Annotated in this window: 21 protein-coding genes and 1 riboswitch; of the genes, 7 read left to right on the top strand and 14 right to left on the bottom strand. The window is 65.3% G+C overall.

From position 1 onward, the window contains the following. Positions 1–12 precede the first annotated feature (12 nt). Positions 13–699, top strand: a complete 687-nt coding sequence (locus PO883_RS16365) for a response regulator (RefSeq protein WP_289310715.1) — start codon at positions 13–15, stop codon at positions 697–699. A gap of 39 nt (positions 700–738) precedes the next feature. Here the strand turns inward: PO883_RS16365 and PO883_RS16370 are convergent, their stop codons facing one another. After that, complete coding sequence (locus PO883_RS16370) at positions 739–2,205, bottom strand: hypothetical protein (RefSeq protein WP_289310716.1); 1,467 nt, start codon at positions 2,203–2,205, stop codon at positions 739–741. Positions 2,206–2,463: 258 nt separating this feature from the next. Between PO883_RS16370 and PO883_RS16375 the strand changes: the two genes are divergently transcribed. Further along, complete coding sequence (locus PO883_RS16375) at positions 2,464–3,195, top strand: ABC transporter substrate-binding protein (RefSeq protein ID WP_289310717.1); 732 nt, start codon at positions 2,464–2,466, stop codon at positions 3,193–3,195. Between the two features lie 48 nt (positions 3,196–3,243). Here PO883_RS16375 and PO883_RS16380 read toward each other — a convergent pair whose 3' ends face one another. From PO883_RS16380 to PO883_RS16400, 5 genes are all read right to left on the bottom strand, one after another. Then, positions 3,244–3,945 (bottom strand): hypothetical protein, encoded by a 702-nt coding sequence (locus tag PO883_RS16380; RefSeq protein ID WP_289310718.1) that lies wholly within the window; start codon positions 3,943–3,945, stop codon positions 3,244–3,246. A gap of 2 nt (positions 3,946–3,947) precedes the next feature. After that, positions 3,948–4,850, bottom strand: coding sequence for a MipA/OmpV family protein (locus PO883_RS16385; RefSeq protein ID WP_289310719.1), 903 nt, complete (start codon positions 4,848–4,850; stop codon positions 3,948–3,950). 327 nt (positions 4,851–5,177) lie between these two features. Further along, complete coding sequence (locus tag PO883_RS16390; protein ID WP_289310720.1) at positions 5,178–5,885, bottom strand: hypothetical protein; 708 nt, start codon at positions 5,883–5,885, stop codon at positions 5,178–5,180. Further along, positions 5,885–6,784: a MipA/OmpV family protein gene (locus PO883_RS16395; protein WP_289310721.1), complete on the bottom strand. Its 900-nt coding sequence runs from the start codon at positions 6,782–6,784 to the stop codon at positions 5,885–5,887. The genes PO883_RS16390 and PO883_RS16395 overlap by 1 nt, the downstream gene beginning before the upstream one ends. Before the next feature lie 57 nt (positions 6,785–6,841). Continuing rightward, a complete protein-coding gene (locus tag PO883_RS16400; protein WP_289310722.1) occupies positions 6,842–8,149 on the bottom strand; it encodes a hypothetical protein in 1,308 nt (435 codons plus the stop codon). A gap of 235 nt (positions 8,150–8,384) precedes the next feature. Here PO883_RS16400 and PO883_RS16405 point away from each other — a divergent pair, with 235 nt between their 5' ends. Continuing rightward, positions 8,385–9,683: an ATP-binding protein gene (locus tag PO883_RS16405; protein WP_289310723.1), complete on the top strand. Its 1,299-nt coding sequence runs from the start codon at positions 8,385–8,387 to the stop codon at positions 9,681–9,683. Between the two features lie 47 nt (positions 9,684–9,730). Here PO883_RS16405 and PO883_RS16410 read toward each other — a convergent pair whose 3' ends face one another. The 4 genes from PO883_RS16410 to PO883_RS16425 form a co-directional block, all read right to left on the bottom strand. Then, positions 9,731–10,045 carry a hypothetical protein gene (locus PO883_RS16410; RefSeq protein WP_289310724.1) on the bottom strand — a complete coding sequence of 105 codons (315 nt, stop codon included), beginning with the start codon at positions 10,043–10,045 and terminating at the stop codon, positions 9,731–9,733. Continuing rightward, positions 10,042–10,770 carry a thiol:disulfide interchange protein DsbA/DsbL gene (locus PO883_RS16415; RefSeq protein WP_289310725.1) on the bottom strand — a complete coding sequence of 243 codons (729 nt, stop codon included), beginning with the start codon at positions 10,768–10,770 and terminating at the stop codon, positions 10,042–10,044. Before PO883_RS16415 ends, PO883_RS16410 begins: the two co-directional genes overlap by 4 nt. Before the next feature lie 139 nt (positions 10,771–10,909). Further along, on the bottom strand, positions 10,910–11,788 hold the full coding sequence (locus tag PO883_RS16420; RefSeq protein WP_289310726.1) for a cobalamin-binding protein: 879 nt from the start codon (positions 11,786–11,788) through the stop codon (positions 10,910–10,912). Continuing rightward, complete coding sequence (locus PO883_RS16425) at positions 11,788–13,779, bottom strand: TonB-dependent receptor (protein WP_289310727.1); 1,992 nt, start codon at positions 13,777–13,779, stop codon at positions 11,788–11,790. Before PO883_RS16425 ends, PO883_RS16420 begins: the two co-directional genes overlap by 1 nt. 77 nt (positions 13,780–13,856) lie before the next feature. After that, positions 13,857–14,006: riboswitch (cobalamin riboswitch) on the bottom strand. A 120-nt stretch (positions 14,007–14,126) separates the two neighbouring features. Here PO883_RS16425 and PO883_RS16430 point away from each other — a divergent pair. From PO883_RS16430 to PO883_RS16440, 3 genes are read left to right on the top strand one after another with little or no spacing between them, the layout of a single operon-like run. Continuing rightward, positions 14,127–16,211, top strand: coding sequence for a M1 family metallopeptidase (locus PO883_RS16430; protein ID WP_289310728.1), 2,085 nt, complete (start codon positions 14,127–14,129; stop codon positions 16,209–16,211). Beyond that, positions 16,211–17,089: a hypothetical protein gene (locus PO883_RS16435; RefSeq protein ID WP_289310729.1), complete on the top strand. Its 879-nt coding sequence runs from the start codon at positions 16,211–16,213 to the stop codon at positions 17,087–17,089. Before PO883_RS16430 ends, PO883_RS16435 begins: the two co-directional genes overlap by 1 nt. Positions 17,090–17,145: 56 nt before the next feature. Next, positions 17,146–17,964, top strand: a complete 819-nt coding sequence (locus PO883_RS16440; RefSeq protein WP_289310730.1) for a class III extradiol ring-cleavage dioxygenase — start codon at positions 17,146–17,148, stop codon at positions 17,962–17,964. Between the two features lie 27 nt (positions 17,965–17,991). Here PO883_RS16440 and PO883_RS16445 read toward each other — a convergent pair whose 3' ends face one another. The 4 genes from PO883_RS16445 to PO883_RS16460 form a co-directional block, all read right to left on the bottom strand. Next, positions 17,992–19,089 (bottom strand): expansin EXLX1 family cellulose-binding protein, encoded by a 1,098-nt coding sequence (locus PO883_RS16445; RefSeq protein ID WP_289310731.1) that lies wholly within the window; start codon positions 19,087–19,089, stop codon positions 17,992–17,994. 212 nt (positions 19,090–19,301) lie between these two features. Beyond that, positions 19,302–19,850, bottom strand: a complete 549-nt coding sequence (locus PO883_RS16450) for a hypothetical protein (protein WP_289310732.1) — start codon at positions 19,848–19,850, stop codon at positions 19,302–19,304. 95 nt (positions 19,851–19,945) lie between these two features. After that, positions 19,946–20,866, bottom strand: coding sequence for a ribosome biogenesis GTPase YlqF (gene ylqF, locus PO883_RS16455; RefSeq protein ID WP_373890075.1), 921 nt, complete (start codon positions 20,864–20,866; stop codon positions 19,946–19,948). A 93-nt stretch (positions 20,867–20,959) separates the two neighbouring features. Continuing rightward, positions 20,960–21,892 carry a histone deacetylase family protein gene (locus tag PO883_RS16460; protein ID WP_289310734.1) on the bottom strand — a complete coding sequence of 311 codons (933 nt, stop codon included), beginning with the start codon at positions 21,890–21,892 and terminating at the stop codon, positions 20,960–20,962. Between the two features lie 175 nt (positions 21,893–22,067). On the opposite strand from PO883_RS16460, the gene PO883_RS16465 reads away from it, so the two are divergent. Continuing rightward, the gene (locus tag PO883_RS16465) at positions 22,068–22,988 is read left to right on the top strand and encodes a MoxR family ATPase (RefSeq protein WP_167085324.1); all 921 of its coding nucleotides are present in this window, start codon (positions 22,068–22,070) and stop codon (positions 22,986–22,988) included.

The raw sequence follows: 22,988 nt of genomic DNA on the forward strand, positions 1-22,988 counted from the left end.
AGGAGAAAATTCATGTTTCGTGTAATGCTGGTGGAGGACGATGCGCGCCTGGCGCAATTGGTCACGGAGTACCTGAGCGGGTACGAGTTCACGGTCGACCTGGTCCAGCGCGGCGACGCCGCGCTGGACCGCTTCAAGGCGCTCGCCCCGGATGTGGTCATTCTCGACCTGATGCTGCCCGGCCTGGACGGCATGGTGGTGTGCCGCCAGATCCGCGAACTGAGCGAAACACCCATCCTGATCCTGACCGCGCGCGAAGATTCCTACGACGAAGTGTCGGTGCTGGAACAGGGCGCTGACGATTTCGTCAACAAGCCGGTGCAGCCGCGCGTGCTGCTGGCGCGCCTGCGCGCCCTGCTGCGGCGTGCCCAGGGCAAGCCGGGCGGCGACCCGGCGGCGCTCGAATTCGGCGCCCTGTCGATCATCGCCAGCGACCGCATCGTCACCTGGCGCGGCGAGCAATGCCTGCTCAGCAATACCGAATACAAGCTGCTGCTGGTGCTGGCCGAATCGGCCGGACGGGTGCTCTCGCGCGATGCATTGCTGAAAAAAATGCGCGGCATCGAGTTCGACGGGCTGGACCGCAGCATCGATAACTGCATTTCCAAGCTGCGGCGCAAGTTCGACGACGTCGATTCCGAAAAAATCAAGACTGTGTGGGGCGAAGGCTATCTGTTCTCGCCCTCGGCCTGGGCTTGATGCGCAACGGGGCGCCGCCACGGCGCCCCGCCGTTCCGGCTAGCGGTAGTAGGACAGCTGTTCCACGAACTCGACCGGGTCGTCCGAGCGCTCCACCACCGCCCCTGCCCAGGCATTGGTGATCGCCGCCGGTACCGCGCCCATGCTGTAACGTCCCCTCGTTTTTTCGACCGTCGTCACGCGCAGCTTGCCGCCGATGCGCTCGACATCGCTGACCGCCGCCTTGTACGCTTCCACCGGCCGGTCGCCGATGGTGGCGAACAACACCATGTGCTTGCTGAAGTCCACCGCCGGCGGCCGCTGTTCGCCGCTATGCCGTAGCCATAATGCGGCCCAGGCCTGCGCATCCCTGATCACCAGCTGCGTGCGCACGTGCATCTGCGATTTGCGGTAGCCATCGATCGGCGTGAACGCCACCCGCAGCGGCGCGACTTTTTCAAACGTCACGCTGGCGTAGCTGCGGTCGACCACGACCATCTGCATCGGCGTGCTGACGCTCTGCACGCAGGCGGTACCGGGCGCGGCCTGGCGCTGTTCGTACTCGGCGACCAGCTTGTCGCCGCTGACCCGCACCGCGCGGATGCCGACTTCGCCGCAGGCGCTGCTGCTGCCGCCGAACACGGCGATGGCCATCTCGTTTTCGAAGTGCACCACTGGCCGCGCGGCCGGACTGGCACTGCCGCTGGTGTGCTCGGCCCATACCGCGGCCAGGGTGGCGGCGTCGCGGATCACAAGGTGGCGCGGCGACTTGATGGCGGACGCATTGTCCTGCGCCAGCGGGGTCAATGCCAGCCTGCTGCCGTCCTTGGGCAGGAAGAAGATTTCTTCTATTTTGATCCCCGCAGGAAATAACATCGGAGTCGTCTGCATCCCCCACAGTTTATCGAAGAGGCCGGTGTACATGGGATTGGCACAACTTTCCTTGCCGCCAAGCCGTCCATAGTGGCTGGTGCACAGCCAGACATCGGGCGTGGCGCCGAACAATACCTCGCGCTCGGTATTGTCATCGCAACTGCCGTTCTGGTTGGCAAAAACGTATTTCTGGTCGACCACGAACAGGCGATTGAAGTACTGGCCGCAGGTGCTTTGGCGGGCACGCTGCACGAATGGCGTGATGAAGATGCCCGAAGCAGTGGGGTCCGGCTCGGCGATGCCAGGGACTGTGACGGACGTTGGCGCCGGCTCTGGCTCTGGCGTTGGCGTTGGCTCTGGCGTCGGCGTTGGCGTCGGCGTTGGCGTTGGCGTCGGCGTTGGCGTCGGCGTCGGCGTTGGCGTCGGCGTCGGCGTCGGTGTTGGCGTCGGCGTCGGTGTTGGCGTCGGCGTCGGCGTTGGCGTCGGCGTCGGCGTCGGTGTTGGCGTCGGCGTCGGTGTTGGCGTCGGTGTTGGCGTCGTCACGACCGGTTCTGCCGGTTTGAGCGGCACGGGATCGCTGCCGCCCCCGCAGGCGGCCAGCAGCAGCGCGCCTGCCAGGGGAACAGCAAGGTACAGACGGGTTGGTTGGGTCATGGGAGTCTCTCGGCGATGCCGGGCGCACTGATACGCTTTGCGGCGAAAATATTGATTTAATTTAAATATTTCTTAAATACATACTAGTCGTTCTGCGGACTGGCGTCCATCCCCGGCGGATGGGGACGGTCATCGCAGCGCCAACACGGCGCCGGACTTTGAACGACAAGGGCACAATAGTTGATGCGGAATATAGGCGCGCCCGCGATGCCTTCGCGCGGCGTTCGACCCGACTCCGCATGACGACTTAGGGCAGACATGAAAATCCTTGTTTGCGCGGCATGCCTGGCGTGCGCCGCCTGGTTGACGAATGCGCGCTCCGAGACGTTCAAGGTCGGCTTCTACAATTACCCGCCCATGATGATCGAGAGCGGGCGGACGGGCATTTACCAGGAGCTCCTCGACGAACTGGGCCAGATTACAGGGCATCGCTTCCAGGCCGAGTACCTTCCCTACGCGCGTCTTGCCAAACGCTTCGATCTGGGACAAATCGATCTCGAACTCGGCGTGTTCCCCGGCTGGGTAAAGCAGGAAAGAATCCCCGGCGTGTTTTCAATACCGTTTGGCAAAGTGATCGACGTACTCGTGTTTGCCCCTGGAAAACATTTCAAAGTGAGCACGCCAAGGGATTTGAGTGGCAGGACAGTGGGATTGGTCAGGGGTTATAGCTATCCGGAATTGCGCGAGCTGTTTGCCAGTGGCGTCGTGCATCGCGCCGACGCCGTGAACGAGAAGCAGCTCATGGCCATGCTCGCTGCCGGGCGGATGGACCAGATCCTGATCAACAAGGCGGTTGCGCAATACAGCGTGCTCCAAGTGCCCAGTTACAGTGAGTTGGTCATCGGTGACGTGCTCGGTTCGTATGATGTCTCGATACGCGTCCAGCCCAGCAAGAAAGCCTTGTTGCCGAAACTGGACGAAGCGATCCTCATCATGAAACGCTCGGGGACGATCGCCCGGATCTACGGCAAATACGGCGTGAGTCCCTGAGCCGCGGGGCCTTGTCGCCACATGCAAGACCCATCTGGCGGGCCCGAGCTATTCCAGCAGCGGCGCGATCGCCAGCGGCGCGCTCCGGGTCACCAGCTGGCCCTTGTCGGCATGGTCGCCGAACCGGTAATTGACGACCCGGAAGCCCTCGTTGTTGTCGTCCCCGAAGGTGGTGCCCTCGGCCACCGACAGCAGGGCCACGTCGCCGCTACCGTTGCGCAGCTTGACCACCGGGTCCGGTCCCTTGCGCAGGTAGCTCAGGCGCACTCCGCCGCAACGGCGCGTGCGCGCCGACGCATCCACATGGCGCAGATAGGTGAGCGCTTGCTCGCAGGCCGCGCGCAGGTCGCTGGTTTCGTACACGCCGTCGGAACGCACCACGATCGATACGCGCGCCCGGAACACATACTGGGCGGCATTGCGGGTGAGTATCAGCGTGGCATTGTCGTCATACGCGGCCTTGAGCAGCGGGAAGACGGTGCGGCCGGTCGGATCGAGCGGCAGGTTCAGGCTGCTGGCCTTGCTTAGCAGGCTCAACTGCAAACCGTCGGTCAGCACGCCCTTCTCTTTCAACATGACCTGGAAATGGTTCTGCAAGAAATGCTTGGGCCTGCCGTATTTCTCAAACACCACCATCGCGCGGTAAGCGTCGCGATAGCTGAGCCATTCGCCGCCAACCTCATTGGCCGTCGTGCCGCCTGCCGTAAACAGCAAGGCAAGGATGGCGGAAACGTGGCGTACAAATGGCATGATCAGAATCGGTAAGCAAGTCCGGTGGACACGGTGACATGATTGGGGCGCTCGACCAGCGGGCTGCGCCGCGCATCGCCCTGCAGGCGTGCGGCGCGCACCGTGCTGCCGAGCATCCAGGAAGGCGACAGCGCCCAGTTCCAGCGCGCAGCCAGCGCTACCTCCTTGAGGCCGCCCGACGGCGTATGCACGTCATTGCCGCTGCGCAAGCTCTCGACCTCGGTCACGCCGAAGTAGCTGCGGTTGTAGCTGCCGTTCACCAGCGTCAGGTCGGCCGACAGCGATACCGTGTGGTGCGGCGAGATGGCCCGCGCCATGTGCTGCAGGCCCACGGTCCAGGTGGCGCCATGGCGCTCCCGTCCCGAGCCTGCCAGCAAGTTATTGGTGATGCGCAAGGATGGCGTCAGATAATAATGGGAAAAAAAACCGCCTTGCAGGCGCGCACCGATGGCGTCGGTGCCGCTGAGCCGGTTGCCGCTGCGCTTTTCCGCCGCCGGTGGCGTTGGGCGGTCCGGCTGGCCGGTCTTCGGATCGGTCGCGCCGAAGGTCGGCACCGACTCGCCCGCAAACCCGGCCACGGGCGCCCCCAGCCACTCGCCGTCGTTGCCGGAATGGTTGCGGCGTGGCAGCAGCGCAAGCAGGGGGCCGTATTCGAGCAGCGGATTGGTCGACAAGTGCATCCCCGCGCTCATGCCCGAGACAAACACGCCAGTGCTCCACTCGACCTGCAGCAGCGGCAAGGCTGTCATGCGGCGCGCGTGCGCCCCCTGGTAGCGCGGCGCCGAGACGGCGCCCAGCCCGACATACATGTCGCGGCTGCCGTCCGGCATCGGATTGGTGACAGGGGTCTGGGCCCAGGCGGCAGGCAAGACGCCGGCCAGGACGAGGGCAAAAAGGGTTCTCATGAAGTTCGCCGAAAAGATGATCAGCCGCCATTTTACGGCCTGCCGCCGACATCGCCGAAATCGCTGAGTTTTCGTCAAGACCGCACGCGCCTCGCCTGCGCGCCACGGCGTCCCACGATGCGCGGCTGGCGGGCGCCTTCATGCGTCCCGCTGCATCGCCATCATGCTGTTATTGCGAAGAAAAAAAGCCCACGACACCGGAGAGCATCGAGGGCGAACGGAAAACCCGATGCGCATAGCTTAGGCGCATCGCGCTTCCCTTTCCGCCTCGAAATGTCTGGCAATTGTCGTAAATATGTATTCGACATCACCGAACTGCTGAGTACGCTATTCGATGAGGGGCGTGATCGCCAGCGGCGTACTGCTGGTGATGAGCTGGCGCGCTTCGGCGCCATGACTGAAACGATAATGAACGATGCGAAAGCCATGTTGTCCATCGCCGGGAAACGCGCCGCCCTCGGTCACCGGCAGCGCCACCGCGTCGGCCGCGCCGCTGCGCAAGCGCACCGGGGCCGGGGCGCCTATCTCGTGCGGAAAGACGAAGCGTACGCCCACGCAGGCGCGCGTGCTGGCACTGGCATCGGCATAGCGCAGGTAGTCGAGCGCCTGGCCACAGGCGGCGCGCAGCTCGGCGCTGTCGTACAGGCCGTTGGCACGCGGCATGATCGACACGCGCGCGCGAAACCCGACCGGCCCGGCGCCGCCGCTGACCAGCAAGGGCGCGTTCTCGTTGTAGGCCGCCGTGCTGAGAGGAAATACCGCGCGCCCGGTGGGGTCGAGCGCAAGGAACTGGTCGCCGTCCCGGGTCTGCAAGATCAGCTGTACATTCGGCGCCACCGCGCCCTGCCGCGCCGGCACCAGCTGCAACTGGTTTTGCAGATAGTATTTCGGACCGCCGTATTTCTGGAACACCACCATGGCGCGGTAAGCGTCGCGATAGCTGAGCCATTCCGGCGCGGGCGCATGCGCCGTGCTGGCGCCAGCCGACAACAGCAGCGCGATCAGGAGGGCGACGTGGCGTGGGGCATTCATCATCAAAACCGGTAAGCGAGCGCGGTGGACAAGACAAAGCCGTTGGGACGCTCCACCAAGGGACTCTTGTGCGCAGCGCCCAGTACCCGGGTCGCTTGCACGTTATTAATCAGCAGCCACGATGGCGACAAGGCCCAGTGCCATCTCAGGCCCGCGCTGGCGCCGTTCAGGCCGCCGCCGGGCGCGTACGCCGGGTTGCCGCTGCGCAGGGATTCAGCCGCGCTGACGCCGAAAAAGCTGGTGTTGTAGTGACGGTTGACCACGCTCACGCCAGCCGACAGCGACACGCTGTGGTGCGGCGAAAACTGCTGCACCACATGCTGGATGCCGAGGTTCCACAGCAAGCCGTTGGCATCCCGGCCGGCGCCGTACAGCACGCTGTTGGTCAGGCGCAGGCTGGGGCTGAGATAGACGTTGACGAAGCCGCCCGCTTGCAGGCGCGCGCCAACCACGTCCATGCCGGACAGGCGGTTGGGGCCGCTGCTGCGCGCGCCCAAACCGGGGGAGGCAGTTGGCTCGGCCGGCGTGCTGTCGATCGGCGCCAGCGGCGCACCGCCGTCAGTCATGGAGGTGAGCGAGGTGCCGCCCAGCGCGGTCCCGTTGCCCGATTCGCTGCGCCGCGCCTGGACCGACAGCAGCGGGCCGAATTCGAGCGATGGCTGGTCCGACAGGTGCACGCCGGCGTTCATACCGGAAATAAACACGCCATTGCTCCACTCGCCCTGCAGCACCGGCACCGCCATGCGGCGCGGCCGGCGCGCGCCTTCATAGGCGGGCGCCGCCACGAAGCCCAGCCCGACATACATGTCGCGGCTGCCGTCCGGCATCGGATTGACGGCCGGGGTACGGGCGGTGGCGCTGGCGCACGCCGCGCCGAGCACAAAGGTCAACAGGATTTTCATACATCGGGGTCCGGGCCCGGCGGCGCTTGCGCGCCACCAGGGAAACGGAAAACTGCCTTAACGTTGCCGCGATTGGGTCGAAAACTCGACCGTGTCATCCGAGCGCGCCAGCTTCACCAGGTGCCCGGGGTTCGAGATCGCCGCCGGACACATGGCGATGTTGTCGGGCTTGAGCGACCAGTTCACGCTGGACACCTGGATCTTGCCGCCCTCGCGGTAGATGCTCTCGATTTCGGTGGTATGGCAACCGTTCGAGCCGCCACGGCCGAAGACCGCGACCACCATGTCCTTGCTGAAATCGACAGCCGGCAGGTCGGCGTTGGTATGCGACTGGCGCCACACGGTGGCGAAGGTGGCGGCATCCTTGATCACGATATTGCGCGGCGTATCGATGCGCGAAAACGGGCTGCGCCACAGATCGGTGAAGGCGATATTCTGCGTCGTCACCTTCACGAAGTCGACCACTGCATCGATGCGCGGAACCGTGATCATGTGCATCGGATTGGCCACCACGGCGATGCAGATGGTGCCGGGATCGGGGGCCTTGTCCTCGTAACGGATCACCAGATGCCCGTCGCCGGCGTTGGCGCGGCGCACGCCGAAGCTGCCGCAGGCCGAGCCGCCGCCGCCGAACAAGGCGATGACCATCTCTTTCTTGAAGTCGACCTTGGGCGCCGGCGGCGGCGGGATGCGGATCGCGCTGTGCTCGGCCCATAGGGCATCGAGCGCCGCCTGGTCGCGCACCACGACGTTGCGGGCCGTGCCCACGCCCGAAAAGGTATCGCTGGCGATGGTATTGAAATCCACACTTAATCCGTTTGCAGGGAGGAACTTGATCTCTTCGACCACGTGGCCGGCGCCAAGGCCGAAATCTTCTTCGTTGCTCTTCTCGATGATCGTGTTGAAGATGGGCAGCATGACGGCGTCGCTGCATTCCCGCTTGGGGCCGGCGATGGAGTCACTCAGGCTGCATACTTTCGCCTCCGGCGTCAGGGCGAACAGTTCGGTGCTGTAGCGTTTGTCGGCGCAGTCGCCCGACTGGTTCCACAGCACATATTTGTGGTCGATCACGAACAGGCGGTTGGTCACGCTGGCGCACGAGGCTTGCTGGGCGCGCGCGATGAAGGGGGTGATCACGGTGACCGGGACCGGCGTCGGCGTCGGCGTCGGTGTTGGCGTTGGCGTTGGCGTTGGCGTCGGTGTCGGTGTTGGTGTTGGCGTCGGCGTCGGCGTCGGCACGACGATGTCCGGTTGCGTTTTCGGAGGGACGGGCGTGCCGCCGCCGTTGTCGCCGCCGCCGCAACCGGCAAGCGCGACAGCGCCAGCCAGCGGGAGGCAGGAAAGTGCACGAATCAAAACAGACATGGCAAATCCTTTCATAAGGGAAGCGATACCTGCCAGCGCGCAAGCGCGGCGGGCAGACCTGGAATTCGAGTAAGGCCATGATATCGACAATCGCGGCGCACTTCCGCCATGAACTGTCCCCTATTTGTCACTTATTTGTAATACCCCGATGCGCCCCGCTCTTATACAATGCTGCGCAAGGAGAAGCGATGGCTATGGCAACAGTTATTGAACAACGTTGTGGCGGGAAACACGCGTGAACCGGATCTTCTTCCGCTTCTTCGTGCTGGTCATGCTGTCGATTACGGTTGCGACCTTCGCCATCTATTTCGCCACCAGCCGCCTGTTCGGCGATCCGCTGGACGATATCGCGCGGCGCCAGGCGGCCGCCCAGATTTTCCTGCTTGAACAATACATCGACAAAGCCCCGGCCGACGAATGGCTGGTGCGGCTCAACAAGGTGCGCGAAGTGTCGGACGTCAAGCTCGACCTGGTGCCGCTGACCAGCGTGCGCGCCTCGCTGCCGGTCCAGCAGCACGCCGCGCTCAACCGCGGCGAACTGGTGCTCGATACCGCCAACAAAGCCTTTTACCGCCGTGTCGACCTGCATGGCGAAAGCTATATCGGCAGCGCCGAGGAAGTCATCCATGCGCAAGAGCTGCCGATCGACATCGGCCTGGCGCTGGAGATGGAAGCGGTGCGCTACGTGATCGTGGCGCTGTTCCTGCTGGTGCCGATCGCCCTGTGGTCGCGCTCGCATTGGCTGGGGCTGCAGGAACTCTCGCGCGTGGCCGACGAGGTCGGCGCCGGCAAGCTGTCGGCGCGCGCCAGCTTCAAGACCGGCGCCATCATTTATCCGCTGGCCGAGCGGCTCAACCACATGGCCGGGCGCATCGAAGGCTTGCTCGACGCGCAGAAAAACCTGCTCCATTCCGTTTCGCACGAACTGCGCACCCCGATCGCGCGCCTGGAATTCGCCCTGGAACTACTCAGGTCGGCAGCGGACGATCCGGCACTGGAACAGCGCATCGTGGCGATGGAAGGCGATGTCGCCGAGCTGAACGGGCTGGTGAATGAACTGCTGGGCATGATCCGGCTCGACAGCCGCCAGGCCCTGCAGCAAGCCAGCTTCGAGCTGGCGCCGGCGCTGCTGGGCTGCGTGGACGCGCTCGACCCGCTGGCGGCCCAGCCCCAGGTCCGGCTCGACAGTGCGCTGGGCAGCATGACCGGCGACCGGCGCCTGCTGCTGCGGGCGGTGGGCAACCTGCTGCGCAATGCCCAGAAATACGGCAACGGGCGGATTGCGCTGTCGGCGCGGCGCGTGGACGGCGTGGAAATCGTGGTGGAGGATGACGGGCCCGGCATTCCGGAGGCGGAACGGGGCAAGGTGTTCGAACCGTTTTACCGGCTCGACCGCAGCCGCGACCGCAGTACCGGCGGTTTCGGGCTGGGATTATCGATTGCGCAGAAGGCGGTAGCGCTGCATGGCGGCACGATTGCGGTGGAACAGTCGGCGCTGGGCGGGGCGCGCTTCGTGATTGCCTTGCCGGCCTGAGAACTGCCGTTTCTGCGAAGGCAGAAACGGCAGTGCAATGACTGCTGTTACTTTTCCGCCGGCTTCAGATGCGTGATGCCGTACCAGAGGTGTTCCCACCAGTGCGGACGCGAACTGACCACCTGCATGCAGCGCGTGTCGACCTCGCCCTTGAACACCGGATCGGCACATTGCTTGGTGATCAGCGCATGGCGCTGGTTCTCGGCATTGACGATCGCTATCGAAAACCACACCACGACGCTGCACAGCACCACCACCAGGCTCCATGCCAGCTGGTTAATCCAGTTGCGCTCGAACAAATCTTCCTCTACGGGGCGCGAGGCGTCGTAGATTTTGATGATTTTCTCTTCAGAATCGCTCATTTTCCGACGGATTTGGCAGGTGTGGCACTCGCTTTGGCAGGCGCCTTGGCCGGTGCCGCGGCAGCGCCCTTCTCTTTCTGGACCTTGCTCACCAGCGCGTCGAGCGCCTGCTTGAACACCAGGTACTCGGTGGCCTTGGTCACGCCCGGATTGGCTTCGGCAACGACCGATGGCGAGGTCACGAAACGGCCATCGACCACCACCGTCGGCGCACTGTCGACCTTGTAGTTCTGGGTCAGCTGCGATGCGCTTTTCAGCTTGGTCAGCACGCCGAACGAATTCCAGTATTCCAGGAACTTGGCCTTGTCGATGCCCTGCTTGGGAATCCACTCAAGAATGGCCTCCTCCTTGTTCAGGCGAAGGCGCTCGACATGAAAGGCATGCAGCACTTTCGGATGCATTTCTTCGGCCTTGCCCATCGCTTCGAGCGTCAGGTGCAGATGCGCCTCCGGATCGGTACCGCTGGAGGCGAAGTGCACGCGCCGCAACAGGACGTTGTCGCCCTGCTTTTTGACCCATTCGGCCAGATGCGGTTCAAGCGTATAGCAATGCGGGCAGTGGTACATGAAAAATTCGATGACTTCGACTTTTTTGCCGGTCGCCTTGGTCGGCTGCGGCGCGGCCAGCGTCACAAACTCGACGCCCTCTTTCGGATCGGTGGGCGAAGCGAACGCCGTACTGACGGCCAGACTGGCCACGGCCAGAGCAATACGCAGGAAACGCATAAATATCCTTCATGTTAAGTTGAGACGACGATCGCGAGATTACCACTTTTTGCGGCAGGTCAGAGGCCAGGGACCCGCATTTTACATTGCGTTGCACATGCCGGCCCAGTGATCGCCCGGTCATGCAGTAAACGCAGGCCTACTTGCGGCGTTGACGCGCCAGGTCGAGTTTTTCGCACAGGATGGCGGCGCCGTCGGGCAGGCGCGGCCCGGCGCGGGTCAGCAATTCCCCGTCCAGGGTGAACAGATTGCCCTGGCGCACCGCCAACAGGGTTTTGTAAGGCGCCCAGATCGCCAGGCCCTGTTCCGAGGCGTCGTGCGGTTCGCTGCCGACGATCGCTTCCGGATTGGCCTGCAACACCGCCTCGATGCCAACCGAGGGCGCCTTGAGCGCCAGCGCGGCGAAGATATTCTCGCCGCCGCACAGGCGGATGGCGTCGCTGGCGATCTGCTGGCCATTGAGGGTGTACAGCGGCTTTTCCCACACCTGGTAAAACACCTTGACCGGCGCTCGCTTGCTGTAGCGCGCCTCCAGCGCCGCGATGCGGGCGCGGAACGACGCTGCCGCCGCCTGCGCCACTGTTTCAGTGCCGAGCAGCTGGCCGAAGCGCAGCATGCTGCCGGCCACCTGGTCCATCCGCGCCGGCTCGCTGTAAAACATTGGAATGCCGAGCTGGCGCAGTTGCTCCAGCTGGCGCGCCGTGTTCCCGCTCTGCCAGACCACCAGCAGGTCGGGTTTGAGCGCCAGCACGCGTTCGATGTCGATCTGGCTGTTGTCGCCGACCAGCGGGATGCCGCGGGCGGCCGGCGGATAGTCGCTGTAGCTCATCGCCCCGACGATGCGCGCGCCGCCGCCGGCCGCGAACAGCAGCTCGGTGACGTGCGGCGCCATCGACACGATGCGCCGGGCCGGCGCGGCCAGCAGCACGCGCCGGCCGGCGTCGTCGACCACCGTGATCGCGGCGCCGGCAAGGCCAGCCCACAGGGCCAGCGCGGCGAACAGGAAGCGCTGGCGCATCAGAAGTCGTAGCGCGCCGACACCTTGAGCTGGCGCCCGTCGCTCGGGTAGATGCCGCTGTTGCAGCCGTAGGCATTGCTGGTGTAATGCTTGTCGGCCAGGTTCAGGCCCGCCACCGCGAATTCCCAGGCGCCGACCTGGCGCGCGTAACGGGCCTCGAAGGTGGTGCTCGATGCCATGAGCGCACCGCAGTTGTTGGCGAAGTCGGCGCCGAAACGCTGGCTGCCGGCCCATTGAAAGCCGATATCGGCACTGTGGCCATTGCCCGGAACCCAGGCCAGGCGCGCCGAGACCACGTTCTTCGGTACCAGCACCATCTCGCGCCCGGCGTTCGGGCCGCCGGTGAAGCGCGCCAGCACGTGCTGCCAGTTGCCGCTCACGCGCCAGTCGCGCGCGATGCTGGCGTGGACATCGAACTCCACGCCTTTGCGCTCGGTCGGATCGAGGTTGGTGTTGGCGCCGTAGCCGCCGTTCACGGTCGGGTCGTAGAAAATCTCGTTATGCAGCTGATGGCGGAATACGCGCGTATTCGCGCCCAGGGCCGCGTCGCCGTAAGCTAAGCCCAGTTCCAGGTCACGCGAGGTTTGCGGCGCCAGCACGCCGGGCGCGGCGCGGTAGCCGTTCTCGTCGACATTGGCTACGCGGTAGCTGCGCCCTGCCTTGGCGTACAGGTTCACCAGCGGCATGACATCAACGCTGCCCTGCACTTCCCAGGCGTTGAGGGTGGTCTTGCTGGCGTACGGCGCGGCGAAGGCGCGCGCGTCGGTGGCATCCTTCTCGAAGCGTTCGCGGCGCGCGCCCACGGCCACGCGGGCCTTGTGCGCGCCGCCGAACTTGAGCTCGTCGCGCACATACAGCGCCCTCGATTTTTGCGTGGCGTCGGCATCCGAATACTCCGAATCGGTCACGCGCGACCACTTGACCAGGTCCACGCCGGCCACCAGCTCATTGAGCACGCCGCCCATTTGCGCCAGATGGCGCAGGCGCGGCGAAAACTGGGTCTGGGCGCTGTCATAGGTCGCCTTCGAGGCCATGCGCTTGCCCTCGATGGTGTAGAAATAGGTCGAACCGGCGGTGCGCTCGCGGCGCGACAGTTCGGCAGCCAGGTCGACGCTGCCGACGCGCTGCTCCACGAACGCGGTCAGGCGGTCCGAATCGAGCGCGCCGATATCGTCAGGCGTATTGGCCTGGCGCGGGTTCTCGCCGAACTGGCGTGCGCTCAGGGCGCCCGGCAAGTCCGACTCCTGGCGCGCGCGGTCGTAGCGCACCCCGGCGCGGCCGCCCTGGTAAGCCCACTGGGCGCCGCCGCTGAAGGTATCGAGCGCGAACTCGTTATGGTCACGGTAATTGTCGGTGCGCTGGCTGCCGACCGACGCGTCGAGCGCGAAGCCGTTCCACGACTGGGCCATGGCGGCGCGCAGGTCGCGCAGGCCGAACTGGCCGGCTTCGGCGCGCAGCATGCCGCGCCGGCCATTGGCCTCGGGGCGGCGCGTGACGATGTGGATCACGCCGCCGGTGGCGCCTTCGCCATACAGCACGCTGGCGCCGCCGCGAATGATTTCGATGCGTTCGACGGTCTCGATCGGGATCGACGACAGCGTCGCATTGCTCAATTCACTCTCGGACATGCGCACGCCGTCGAGCGTGACCACCATGTTCTGGCTGCTGTTGGTGCCGAAGCCGCGCAGGTCGAGACTGAAATCGGGCGAGCCGTCCAGGCTCTGGCGGCCGTACACGCCGCCGATCTGGCGGATGGCCTGGTTGACGTCGGCCGCACCGGCGCGGCGGATCTCGTCGGCGCTGATGACGGTCGCGCCGATCGGGGCCAGCGCCGGGTCGCTGGCGAAGCGGGCGCCGGTCACGGTCACGGCGGGCAGGGTTTGGGTTTCAGCGGACAGCGCGGCGCTGGACAGGAAACACAGGGACAGGGCGAAAACCAGCGCGAGCGGCCTGGCGGAGAGCGCGCGGCGCGGCGATACTGCAGAAATCATGATGTCGTCTTCAGAAAAAAGAGTCCTGGCCTGCGTCCCCGCAAGCCGGATTGCACGGAACCGACGCGCGTTGCGGCATCGGGTCCACCTGTTTTGGCCGGTATCCGGGCTCGCCAGCCATCGTGATCGATGGCTGGCAGTACCGTTGCGGGGGCAGCACACTGGGTGTTTCCCGTTTAACTGCCGGCGTGAGGACGCGGGCGGGCACCAAAACTGCGCCATTATAATCGGATACGCCAGCGGGACTGCGGCCCGGCGGGCGTTGTGGCATGCTGTGCGGCCGGCTGGCCGCCTGGCTGCCGGCCCCCTCTACCCCATCGCAAGCGCCCAGCGGCGCAGGAGAATGCATGCAAGCGCGTACCCGAACCATGGCCCTCAAGGCGCTCCTGCTGGCGGCAGCCGCCATCGCCGGCGCCGAGCTGCTGGCCCAGGGCGACATCACCATCACCCCGATCCCGCAACCGGTGACCGACGTCGGCATCGGCCTGGCCCTGCCGTCGGCCAGCGCGGTGAGCGTGCCGAGCGCCCCGGATGCGTGGGGCGGGCCGCGCAGCGGCAGCGAAGCGACCCTGTCGGAGCGCGTGGTCGACTACCGCATCGAAGCCACGCTCGACCCGGTCGCCCACACGGTCGACGGCAAGCAGAAGCTCACCTGGCGTAACCGCAGCAAGGAGACCGTGCGCAGCGTCTACCTGCACCTGTACATGAACGCCTTCAAAAATGCCGGCAGCACCTACTTCACCGAACAGCGCGAGGCCGGCGGCAGCGTCACCACCGCCCCCGGCGAATGGGGCCAGATCGACCTGCGCAGCGTGACCCAGGGCGGGGCCAAGGTCGACTGGTCGTTCGTCCATCCCGACAACGGCCCGGCCTCCGACCAGACGGTGGTGCGCTTCGACCTGCCGGCGCCGGTGGCGCCGGGGGCGTCGACCAGTTTCGACATGTCCTTCCTGACCCAGCTGCCGCGGGTGGTGAGCAGCACCGGCTACTTCGGCAGCTTTCACCTGGTGGGCCAGTGGTTCCCCAAGATCGCCGTGCTGGAACTGCCGGGCGAACGCGGCGCCACCCGGACCCGCTGGAACGCCCACGAATATCACCATGAGACCGAGTTCTACGCCGACTTCGGCCGCTTCGACGTCAAGCTGACCGCGCCCAAGGGCTACACCGTGGGCGCGACCGGCGAGCTGCAGGGCGCGCCGGTGGAGCGCGGCGGCATGCTGACCCACCACTACGTGCAGGGCGACGTCCACGATTTCGCCTGGACCGCCGACAAGCGCACCGCCCAGCCCCTGCGCGCCACCTGGAGCGCGCCGGGCAGCCCGCTTGTACAGCTGTCGGTGCTGTTCCCGCCCGACCGCGCGGCCAGCGCCGCACCGGCGCTCAAGGCAGCCACCGATGCGCTGACCTATTTTTCAAAAACGCTGGGGCCGTATCCGTACAAGACGCTGACCATCGTGATCCCGCCGTTCAATGCCGACGAAGCCGGCGCCATGGAGTACCCGACCTTCATCACCACCGCCGGCCACGACAAGGTGGTGCCGCAGACGGCCGCCGCCTTCGACCTCGATTTCGTCACCATCCACGAAGTCGGCCACGGTTACTTCTACGGCATCCTGGCCTCCAACGAATTCGAAGAACCGCTGCTCGACGAAGGCTTGAACGAATTCTGGAACTACCGCATGCTGCGCGATACCGGCCAGCAGTCGTATCTCGGTTCGCCGCTGCTCAAGGCGCTCGGCTTCGCGCCGGGTTTCAAGGGCTTCGACGTCGAGCGCCACGAGGCGCCGCGCCTGGAACCGGCCGACGCGATCGGACAGAACGCCCACATGCGCCTGCAGGGCATCGGCCCGGTGTACGTGCGCAGCTCCACCATGCTGCGCGACCTGGAGGCGCGCATCGGCCAGGAGGCGACCGAACGCGCCTTCAAGGAATACTACCGGCGCTGGAAATTCCGCCATCCGAGCACCGCCGATTTGCGCGAGACGCTGGCCGAGGTGAGCGGCCAGCGCGCCGCTGTCAACGCCGTGTTCGCGCAACAGGTGTACGCCACGGCGTCCATCGACGACCGCGTCTCGCGCTTTTCGAGCGAGGAAGAGGCGGCGGCCAAGCCCGGCGCCGCGCGCTCCTGGCGCACCAGCGTCACGGTGCAGCGGCGCGGCGCCCCGGTCGCGCAAACCGTGCTGGTCAAATTCGCCGACGGCAGCAGCGAAACGGCGGTGTGGGACGACCAGCAGCGCTGGCGCACCTTCAGCTGGGTCAAGCCGGCCAGGGCGGTGTCGGCCGAACTCGATCCGCAGCGCCTGCACTACCTCGACACCAGCAAGCTCGATGACAGCCGCACCCTGGAGCCAAGCGGGCGCGCCGCGCGCCGCTGGGCCGGCGATGTGGCCGCGTTTTTCAATATCCTGTTTTCCCTGATTGCGACCGTGTAATGCATCCATCTCCTGCCTTTTCGATCGCCTCCGTTCCACGGGCGGCACGCGCGGCGCTGCAATGGCGCCTGCTGCTGCTGTGGGTGTTGTGGATGCTGGTGCCGACCCTGGTCATGGCGCTGCCAGCCTGGCACCTGTTGTCGGCCAGCCTCGATTACTCGGTGCACGCGGCGGCGCTGGCGCGCGCGCTCGACATGACGGCATTGAGCGACCTGATGGCCGTGCACGCGCGTCACCAGGTGGTGTTTACCCAGGCCGGCAGCATGGCGCTGCTGGCCACCCTGCTGATTTCACCGATGCTGTCGGGGATGGTGGCGACGGCGGCGCGCGCGCAGCAGGTGCCCGGCTTTGCGGCGCTCACGCGCGGCGGCGCCGACTATTACGCACCCATGCTGCGCCTGCTGGCCTGGGGCGCGCTGCCGCTCGGCCTGGCCTTCGTGGCCGGCATGGGCGCCATCGACGCCGCGACAGCCTACGCCGCCAAGGTCATCTCGGCGGACGACGCGGCGCTGGCGCTGATGCTGGCGCAGGCGCTGATGGTGCTGCTCATCGGGCTGGTGACTGTCTCGCTCGACGCCGGCCGCGCTTTTTTGGCCTACGACCCGCGCAAACGCTCCGCGCTGGCGGCCTGGCTGTCGGGCTGCATGCTGCTGGTGCGCCATCCGCTGGCGGCGCTGGGCAGCTACGCCGGCATCAGCATCGCCGGCCTTGCCCTGGCCGGCCTGCTGTCGCTGGCGCGCGCGAACATGGCGGGGATCGATGCGCTGGGTTTTACCGGCGCCCTGCTGCTGACGCAAGCGGCGGTCATCGCCATCGGCTGGATGCGCAGCGCGCGCCTGTTCGCGCTGATCGACCTGGCGCGCACGCGCATGACTTGATAAAGAGCGCACACGTCCCTATATTGGATAGATAAACCACCGTCTGGAGCACTGCCATGAGCCACCGCCTGCCGACCTATTTCGTCTCCCACGGCGGCGGTCCGTGGCCATTCATGAAAGAGCAGTACGGTGAAACCTACGACGTGCTGGAAGCGTCGCTGGTCGATATCCGGCGCCAGATCGGCGACGTCAAGCCGGCCGCAGTGCTGGTCATTTCCGGTCACTGGGAAGAAAAGGAGCTGATGCTCTCGTCCGGCGCGCAGCCGCCGATGATCTACGATTACGGCGGCTTTCCGGCCCATACCTACCAGATCAAATATTCCGCGCCAGGGTCGCCGCAACTGGCAGAACGCGCCGCCGCCCTGCTGGCAGCGGCCGGGCACGCGGTGTCGCTCGATCCGCAGCGCGGTTTCGACCATGGGACGTTTTCGATGCTGTATCCGGTCTACCCGGAGGCCGACGTGCCGGTGGTGCAGCTGTCGCTGCTGCACGGATTCGATCCGCTGACGCACGTGAAGATCGGGCGCGCGCTGGCGCCGCTGCGCGATGAAGGGGTACTCATTATCGGCAGTGGCCTGAGCTACCATAACCTGCGCCAGTTCGGCCCCGAAGGCAGGCTGGCATCGCACCAGTTCGACGGCTGGCTGCAATTGGTGCTCAAGCTGCCGCCGTCGGAGCGCACCATCGCCCTGCTGCACTGGGGCCAGGCGCCGTATGCGCGCAACGCCCACCCGCGCGAAGAGCATCTGCTGCCGCTGATGGTGGCGCTGGGCGCGGCCGAATCCGAGGATGCGGCCTGCGTGTATCACGAAGATGAATTTTTCGGCCACCTGGCCGTGTCGAGTTTTCGCTTCGGCGAACCGGTGGCGCCGTAACAGCGCCACCGGTTTGACCAGGCCTCGTCAGAACTGGTTGCTGCCCTTGACGACCAGGCCGCCCTGGGGCTCGGGCAGCGTTTGCAGCAGGGTGGCGCCGCCAAGACCTGTGATGCGAACCTGCATCGGACCTGCCGCAATCGGGCTCGGATACACGAAGTAATTGTATTCTTCGCGCTTGACGGCGATCCAGTTGGCGCTGCCGTTCGGGCGGATCTCGAGCTTGGTGATCGGCAGGCGGTGGTTGAGCACCTGGATGCCCTGCCAGTAGATGGTGCTGCCTTCCTTGAAGCGGTAGCTGACCGTCCCCGTCGTCTCGCCGGCGACCACATACCAGCTGATCGGCACCCTGCCCGCCGACTTCTCGGCCACCTTGACGAAAGCCTGCTCGCTCAGGTCAACATCACCCGGTTTGCATTCCGGGCAGCGGTCGGTGATGCGCACCGTGACCTTGCCTTTGGGACCGGTGACGGCGATGTACTCGCCGCACGCCCCGCTGTTGGCGTAATCCGTCTGGTTCATCGCGGCCACCATCAGGTTGCCGGGACTGGCGTCGTAGCTGCAATTGCCCTCGCCCGTGGCGCCGTAAAAGGTGCCCTCGCCTTTGTAGACTGGGGAGAGCGCGCCTGTCGGCGTTGGCGTTGGTGTCGGAGTAGGCGTCGGTGTCGGTGTTGGTGTTGGTGTTGGTGTTGGTGTTGGTGTTGGTGTTGGCGTCGGTGTCGGTGTCGGTGTTGGCGTCGGAGTAGGAGTCGGTGTTGGCGTCGGAGTAGGAGTCGGCGTCGGCGTGACGGCATCCGTCGCGCAAAAGCCGATCGACTCCATCGTCGACTTGCCCTGGATGATCTTGTTCCAATCGAGCCCGCCGCTGAAAACGATGGCGCCGCCGGACTGCTGGCCGACCGCGTTCCATAGCGACGTCACCGTGCCCCGTATCGGGAGCGAACCGCTCCACTGGACCGCCTGCGCATTCGGATTGGACACCTTGACGATGGCGCAGTACCCGCCCACCCACGGATTGTTGACGACATACGTCAGCGACACTGGCATTGCAGCCTGTGCCGAGGTGGCAAACAGGCCGGCGACGATGGTTTGACAGACGACGGTGGAACGCAGCATGAATCGCATTCGGACTCCATTTCGGTTGAAGTAATCGGTGTGCGCCAGAGCTGGGCGCAGGCAAGCGACACATTCGCCAACCGAGAGACCGATGTTCGGATATCCGCTCAGTCAACCCTCGGCCGCCTCTGAAATCGTTTGCACGATGCTTTCATTAAGCGCCATAGTTGAACAGATGTCAATGCAATGCGGGAAGCGCCGCATGCCGGCGCACGCCTTGTTCAGCGGTTCTGGACGGCATCGAAGCGCGCAAACAGGTCTTCCAGGATAGCGTCCTGGTCCATTTTGGCGCCGGATATCGGCCGGATGCCCGGCGTCATGAAGCTGAACATTTTGTGTTTCCCGACCATGCTGATGTTGCCGCCCACCGTGGTCAGGCAGAACGCCCGCCGCAAACTGCGTCCAGCCTGTTTGACCGCCACGTCGGGATTCACGTAAATGACGATATTGAGGAAACTGCCGAAAACATGCGGAAATGGATTGATGGTTGTAATTTTTTCCATGTCCGAGAACGCCACGGACAAGCCATCGGCAAAGCGGACGCCCTCGTCGCTCACCGTCATCGTGGCGTGCCTGCGATTCATGGCAAATTGAAGCACGCCCATCACGGCGGCCCACCCGCCCAGCAGGAGCCCGGCGATGAAAAAGCCCGTCTTGCCTTCCCTGAATGCTGCCACACTGAGCGCCAGGACGATGGCACTGACTGGAATACACGCCCAGGCAAATCGTTTGCCTTCGGTATAGGTGATCGGGGGACGCGCTACGTTCATGGAGGACTCCAGGCAGATGAACGGAAAGTATAGCATGTTGACGAATATGCAATATTCGTCAACATGCGCTCCCGCTCATCGGGAGATGGCGGCGCTCAGGTACCGCGCTTGCCGCGCGCCGAATTCGCCGCTTTTTCGGCTGCAATCGCTGCCGCCTTGGCGGCCTTGGCGGCCATCTCGGCGTCATGCTGGGCCAGGCGCACAGCGCGCGTTTCCGGCGTTTCGAGGCTGATGCGCCCCAAAGCGCCGGTGCGGTAATCCTGCAGGAAGATGTGCGAGGCCTTTTCGAAATCGAGGTCGCCGCCCTTCTGGCGGTAGCCGCGCCGCGCCGCCACGCCTTCGACCACGGCGATGCCGTCCATGCCCTCGGTCTTGAAGCCGTAGCGCGCCGTCAGCAGCGCCGGATAGCGCACCAGCAGTTCGTCGGCCAGGAACACGGCCACTTCATCTTCGATCAGCGCGTTCGAGCCGATGGCGTGGCTGGCGGCCAGCATCAGGCCATCGCTGGCCAGCGCGATCTTCGGCCACAGCATGCCGGGGGTATCGACCAGGATCGTGTTCTTGCCGAGGTAAAGCTTTTGCTGCATCTTGGTGACGGCCGGCTCGTCGCCCACCTTCGCCACTTTTTTCTTGAGCAGCGCGTTCATCAGGGTCGATTTGCCGACGTTGGGAATCCCCATGATCATGATGCGCAGCGGCTTGGTCGGCACGCCCCGGTGCGGCGCCAGCGACTGGCACAGGTCGGGAATCCGGGCCACGTCGCCCGGCTTCTTGGTGGTCATCGCGTAGGCGGTCACGCCTTCCTGCGCGTTGTAGTAGGCGCTCCAGGCGGCGGTGGCGGCCGGATCGGCCAGGTCGACCTTGTTGAGGATCTTGAGGCAGGGGCGCTGGCGGAACAGGCGCAGCTCTTCGACCATCGGGTTGCAGCTCGCCTCGGGCAGGCGCGCATCGAGCACCTCGATCACCAGATCGGTGTTCTCCATCTGTTCGGCCGCCTTCTTGCGGGCGGCGTTCATGTGGCCCGGGTACCATTGTATCGACATGCTGTGCTTTCGGAATTCTCGTATGAGGCGCTATTTTACCGGGGTCCGGCCGAGCTCCGGAAAACCCTACTCCAGATCGGCCAGCACCTTGACGTGCGCCACCACGCTGCGGCCCAGGGCCGACAGGTTGTAGCCGCCTTCGAGGCAGCTGACGATGCGCCCGCGCGCGTACAGGCGCGCCACCGTCATCATCTGGCGCGTGATCCAGGCGTAATCGGCTTCCACCAGGCCCATGCCGCCCACATCGTCTTCGCGGTGGGCGTCGAAACCGGCCGAGATGAAGATCATTTCCGGCTTGAAGTCGTGCAGCGCCGGCAGCCAGTGTTCGGTGATCAGCTGGCGTACCACGTCGCCCCCGCTGCGCGCCGGTACCGGAATATTGATCATGGTGGCGGTGCGCGGCTCCGGTTCGGTGTACGGATAAAACGGATGCTGGTAGAAGCTGGCCATCAGCACGCGCGGGTCGTCCCGGAACGAGGCGGCGGTGCCATTGCCGTGATGGACGTCGAAGTCGATGATCGCCACCCGTTCCAGGCCATGCGAATCGAGCGCGTGGCGCGCCGCGATGGCCACGTTGTTAAACAGGCAGAAGCCCATCGGCTCGGTCGGCATGGCGTGGTGGCCGGGCGGGCGGATTGCGCAGAAGGCGTTGGCGATGCTGCCGGCGATGACCGCGTCGGTGGCGGCCAGCGCGGCGCCGGCGGCGCGCAGCGCGGCCTGGTAACTGTACGAACACAGCGAGGTGTCGCCATCGAGCGGATAGGTGTCGCCCTCGGCCGTGGGCGTATTGTCGCGCACCAGGGCGATGGCTTCCGGCGTGTGATTGCGGCCGATCGCGGGAATTTCGGCCAGCGGCGCCTCGCGCCGTTCCAGCAGGCCGTCGAGGCGGGCCAGAATCAACTGGTCTTCGATCGCCTGCAGGCGCGCCGGGGATTCCGGATGCCATTCGCCCATGTCGTGGCGGCGGCAGTCGGGGTGGCTGTAGATTGCTGTGCTCATGTGCGTCATTTCAATAGCGGTGTCATCAATGTTGCACCGGACATGCCGTTCTCGCATAGAATCCTGAGAACGGGTCGTGATGACGGAATAGTCGGTGCCGATGGCGCTAATCTACCATGCCGTGCCCCACGCGGGTGCGCGCGACCACCCACAGCACACTGTAAAGATAACCACCATGTTCAAAAAGATGCACGCCGTCGCCCGCCAGGTCAGCCAGATTGTCGTCGGCAAGGACCTGCAAGTGCGCCAGGCGCTCACCTGCCTGCTGGCCAACGGCCACCTGCTGATCGAAGACGTGCCCGGCGTCGGCAAGACCACCCTGGCCCACGCGCTGGCCATTTCGCTGGGCCTGAAATTCAACCGCGTGCAGTTCACCAGCGACCTGCTGCCGGCCGACGTGGCCGGCATCTCGGTGTACGAACGCGAAAAGAATGGTTTCGTGTTCCATCCCGGCCCGATCTTCACGCAAGTGCTGCTGGCCGATGAAATCAACCGCGCCACGCCGAAAACCCAATCCGGCCTGCTGGAAGCGATGGAAGAGCGCCAGGTGACCGCCGACGGCGCCACGCGCGCCCTGCCCTCGCCATTTTTTGTCATCGCGACCCAGAATCCGCTGCACCAGGTGGGTACCTTCGCCCTGCCCGAATCGCAGCTGGACCGCTTTCTGATGTGCCTGTCGCTGGGCTACCCGGACGCCGCCGCCGAACGCGCGCTGCTGATGGGGGACGACCGCCGCAGCATGCTCAAGACGCTGCCGGCGGCCATGCAGCCGGCAGAACTGACGGTGGCGCAGAAAGCGCTGCGCGAGATCCACGCCTCGGCCTCGCTGATCGACTACGTGCAGGCGCTGGCGCAAGCGTCGCGCCAGAACGGCATGTTCGCCGAAGGCTTGTCGCCGCGCGCCTCGATCGCGCTGCTGCAAGCCGCGCGCGCCTGGGCCGCCATGGAAGGACGCGACCACGTGGTGCCGGAAGATATCCAGGCGGTGCTGGTGCCGGTCTGCGCGCACCGCCTGCGTCCCTTGAAGTCGGCGCACGGGGTGGCGCTGGCCAGCCGCGACCTGGTCCTGCAGCTGCAGAAATCCGTACCGGTGTGA

This window comes from Massilia sp. DJPM01 (assembly GCF_030348125.1).
Classification (GTDB): domain Bacteria; phylum Pseudomonadota; class Gammaproteobacteria; order Burkholderiales; family Burkholderiaceae_D; genus Telluria_A; species Telluria_A frigida.

Excerpts from the sequence above, each read along its gene's own strand:
- PO883_RS16375 (WP_289310717.1), top strand. The coding sequence starts at position 2,464 with ATGAAAATCCTTGTTTGCGCGGCATGCCTGGCGTGCGCCGCCTGGTTG.
- PO883_RS16445 (WP_289310731.1), bottom strand. The coding sequence starts at position 19,089 with ATGCGATTCATGCTGCGTTCCACCGTCGTCTGTCAAACCATCGTCGCC.
- PO883_RS16395 (WP_289310721.1), bottom strand. The coding sequence starts at position 6,784 with ATGAAAATCCTGTTGACCTTTGTGCTCGGCGCGGCGTGCGCCAGCGCC.
- PO883_RS16365 (WP_289310715.1), top strand. The coding sequence starts at position 13 with ATGTTTCGTGTAATGCTGGTGGAGGACGATGCGCGCCTGGCGCAATTG.
- PO883_RS16425 (WP_289310727.1), bottom strand. The coding sequence starts at position 13,779 with ATGATTTCTGCAGTATCGCCGCGCCGCGCGCTCTCCGCCAGGCCGCTC.
- PO883_RS16410 (WP_289310724.1), bottom strand. The coding sequence starts at position 10,045 with ATGAGCGATTCTGAAGAGAAAATCATCAAAATCTACGACGCCTCGCGC.
- PO883_RS16390 (WP_289310720.1), bottom strand. The coding sequence starts at position 5,885 with ATGATGAATGCCCCACGCCACGTCGCCCTCCTGATCGCGCTGCTGTTG.
- PO883_RS16415 (WP_289310725.1), bottom strand. The coding sequence starts at position 10,770 with ATGCGTTTCCTGCGTATTGCTCTGGCCGTGGCCAGTCTGGCCGTCAGT.
- PO883_RS16435 (WP_289310729.1), top strand. The coding sequence starts at position 16,211 with ATGCATCCATCTCCTGCCTTTTCGATCGCCTCCGTTCCACGGGCGGCA.
- PO883_RS16420 (WP_289310726.1), bottom strand. The coding sequence starts at position 11,788 with ATGCGCCAGCGCTTCCTGTTCGCCGCGCTGGCCCTGTGGGCTGGCCTT.
- PO883_RS16440 (WP_289310730.1), top strand. The coding sequence starts at position 17,146 with ATGAGCCACCGCCTGCCGACCTATTTCGTCTCCCACGGCGGCGGTCCG.
- PO883_RS16370 (WP_289310716.1), bottom strand. The coding sequence starts at position 2,205 with ATGACCCAACCAACCCGTCTGTACCTTGCTGTTCCCCTGGCAGGCGCG.
- PO883_RS16385 (WP_289310719.1), bottom strand. The coding sequence starts at position 4,850 with ATGAGAACCCTTTTTGCCCTCGTCCTGGCCGGCGTCTTGCCTGCCGCC.
- ylqF (WP_373890075.1), bottom strand. The coding sequence starts at position 20,866 with ATGAACGCCGCCCGCAAGAAGGCGGCCGAACAGATGGAGAACACCGAT.
- PO883_RS16465 (WP_167085324.1), top strand. The coding sequence starts at position 22,068 with ATGTTCAAAAAGATGCACGCCGTCGCCCGCCAGGTCAGCCAGATTGTC.
- PO883_RS16430 (WP_289310728.1), top strand. The coding sequence starts at position 14,127 with ATGCAAGCGCGTACCCGAACCATGGCCCTCAAGGCGCTCCTGCTGGCG.
- PO883_RS16400 (WP_289310722.1), bottom strand. The coding sequence starts at position 8,149 with ATGTCTGTTTTGATTCGTGCACTTTCCTGCCTCCCGCTGGCTGGCGCT.
- PO883_RS16380 (WP_289310718.1), bottom strand. The coding sequence starts at position 3,945 with ATGCCATTTGTACGCCACGTTTCCGCCATCCTTGCCTTGCTGTTTACG.
- PO883_RS16460 (WP_289310734.1), bottom strand. The coding sequence starts at position 21,892 with ATGAGCACAGCAATCTACAGCCACCCCGACTGCCGCCGCCACGACATG.
- PO883_RS16450 (WP_289310732.1), bottom strand. The coding sequence starts at position 19,850 with ATGAACGTAGCGCGTCCCCCGATCACCTATACCGAAGGCAAACGATTT.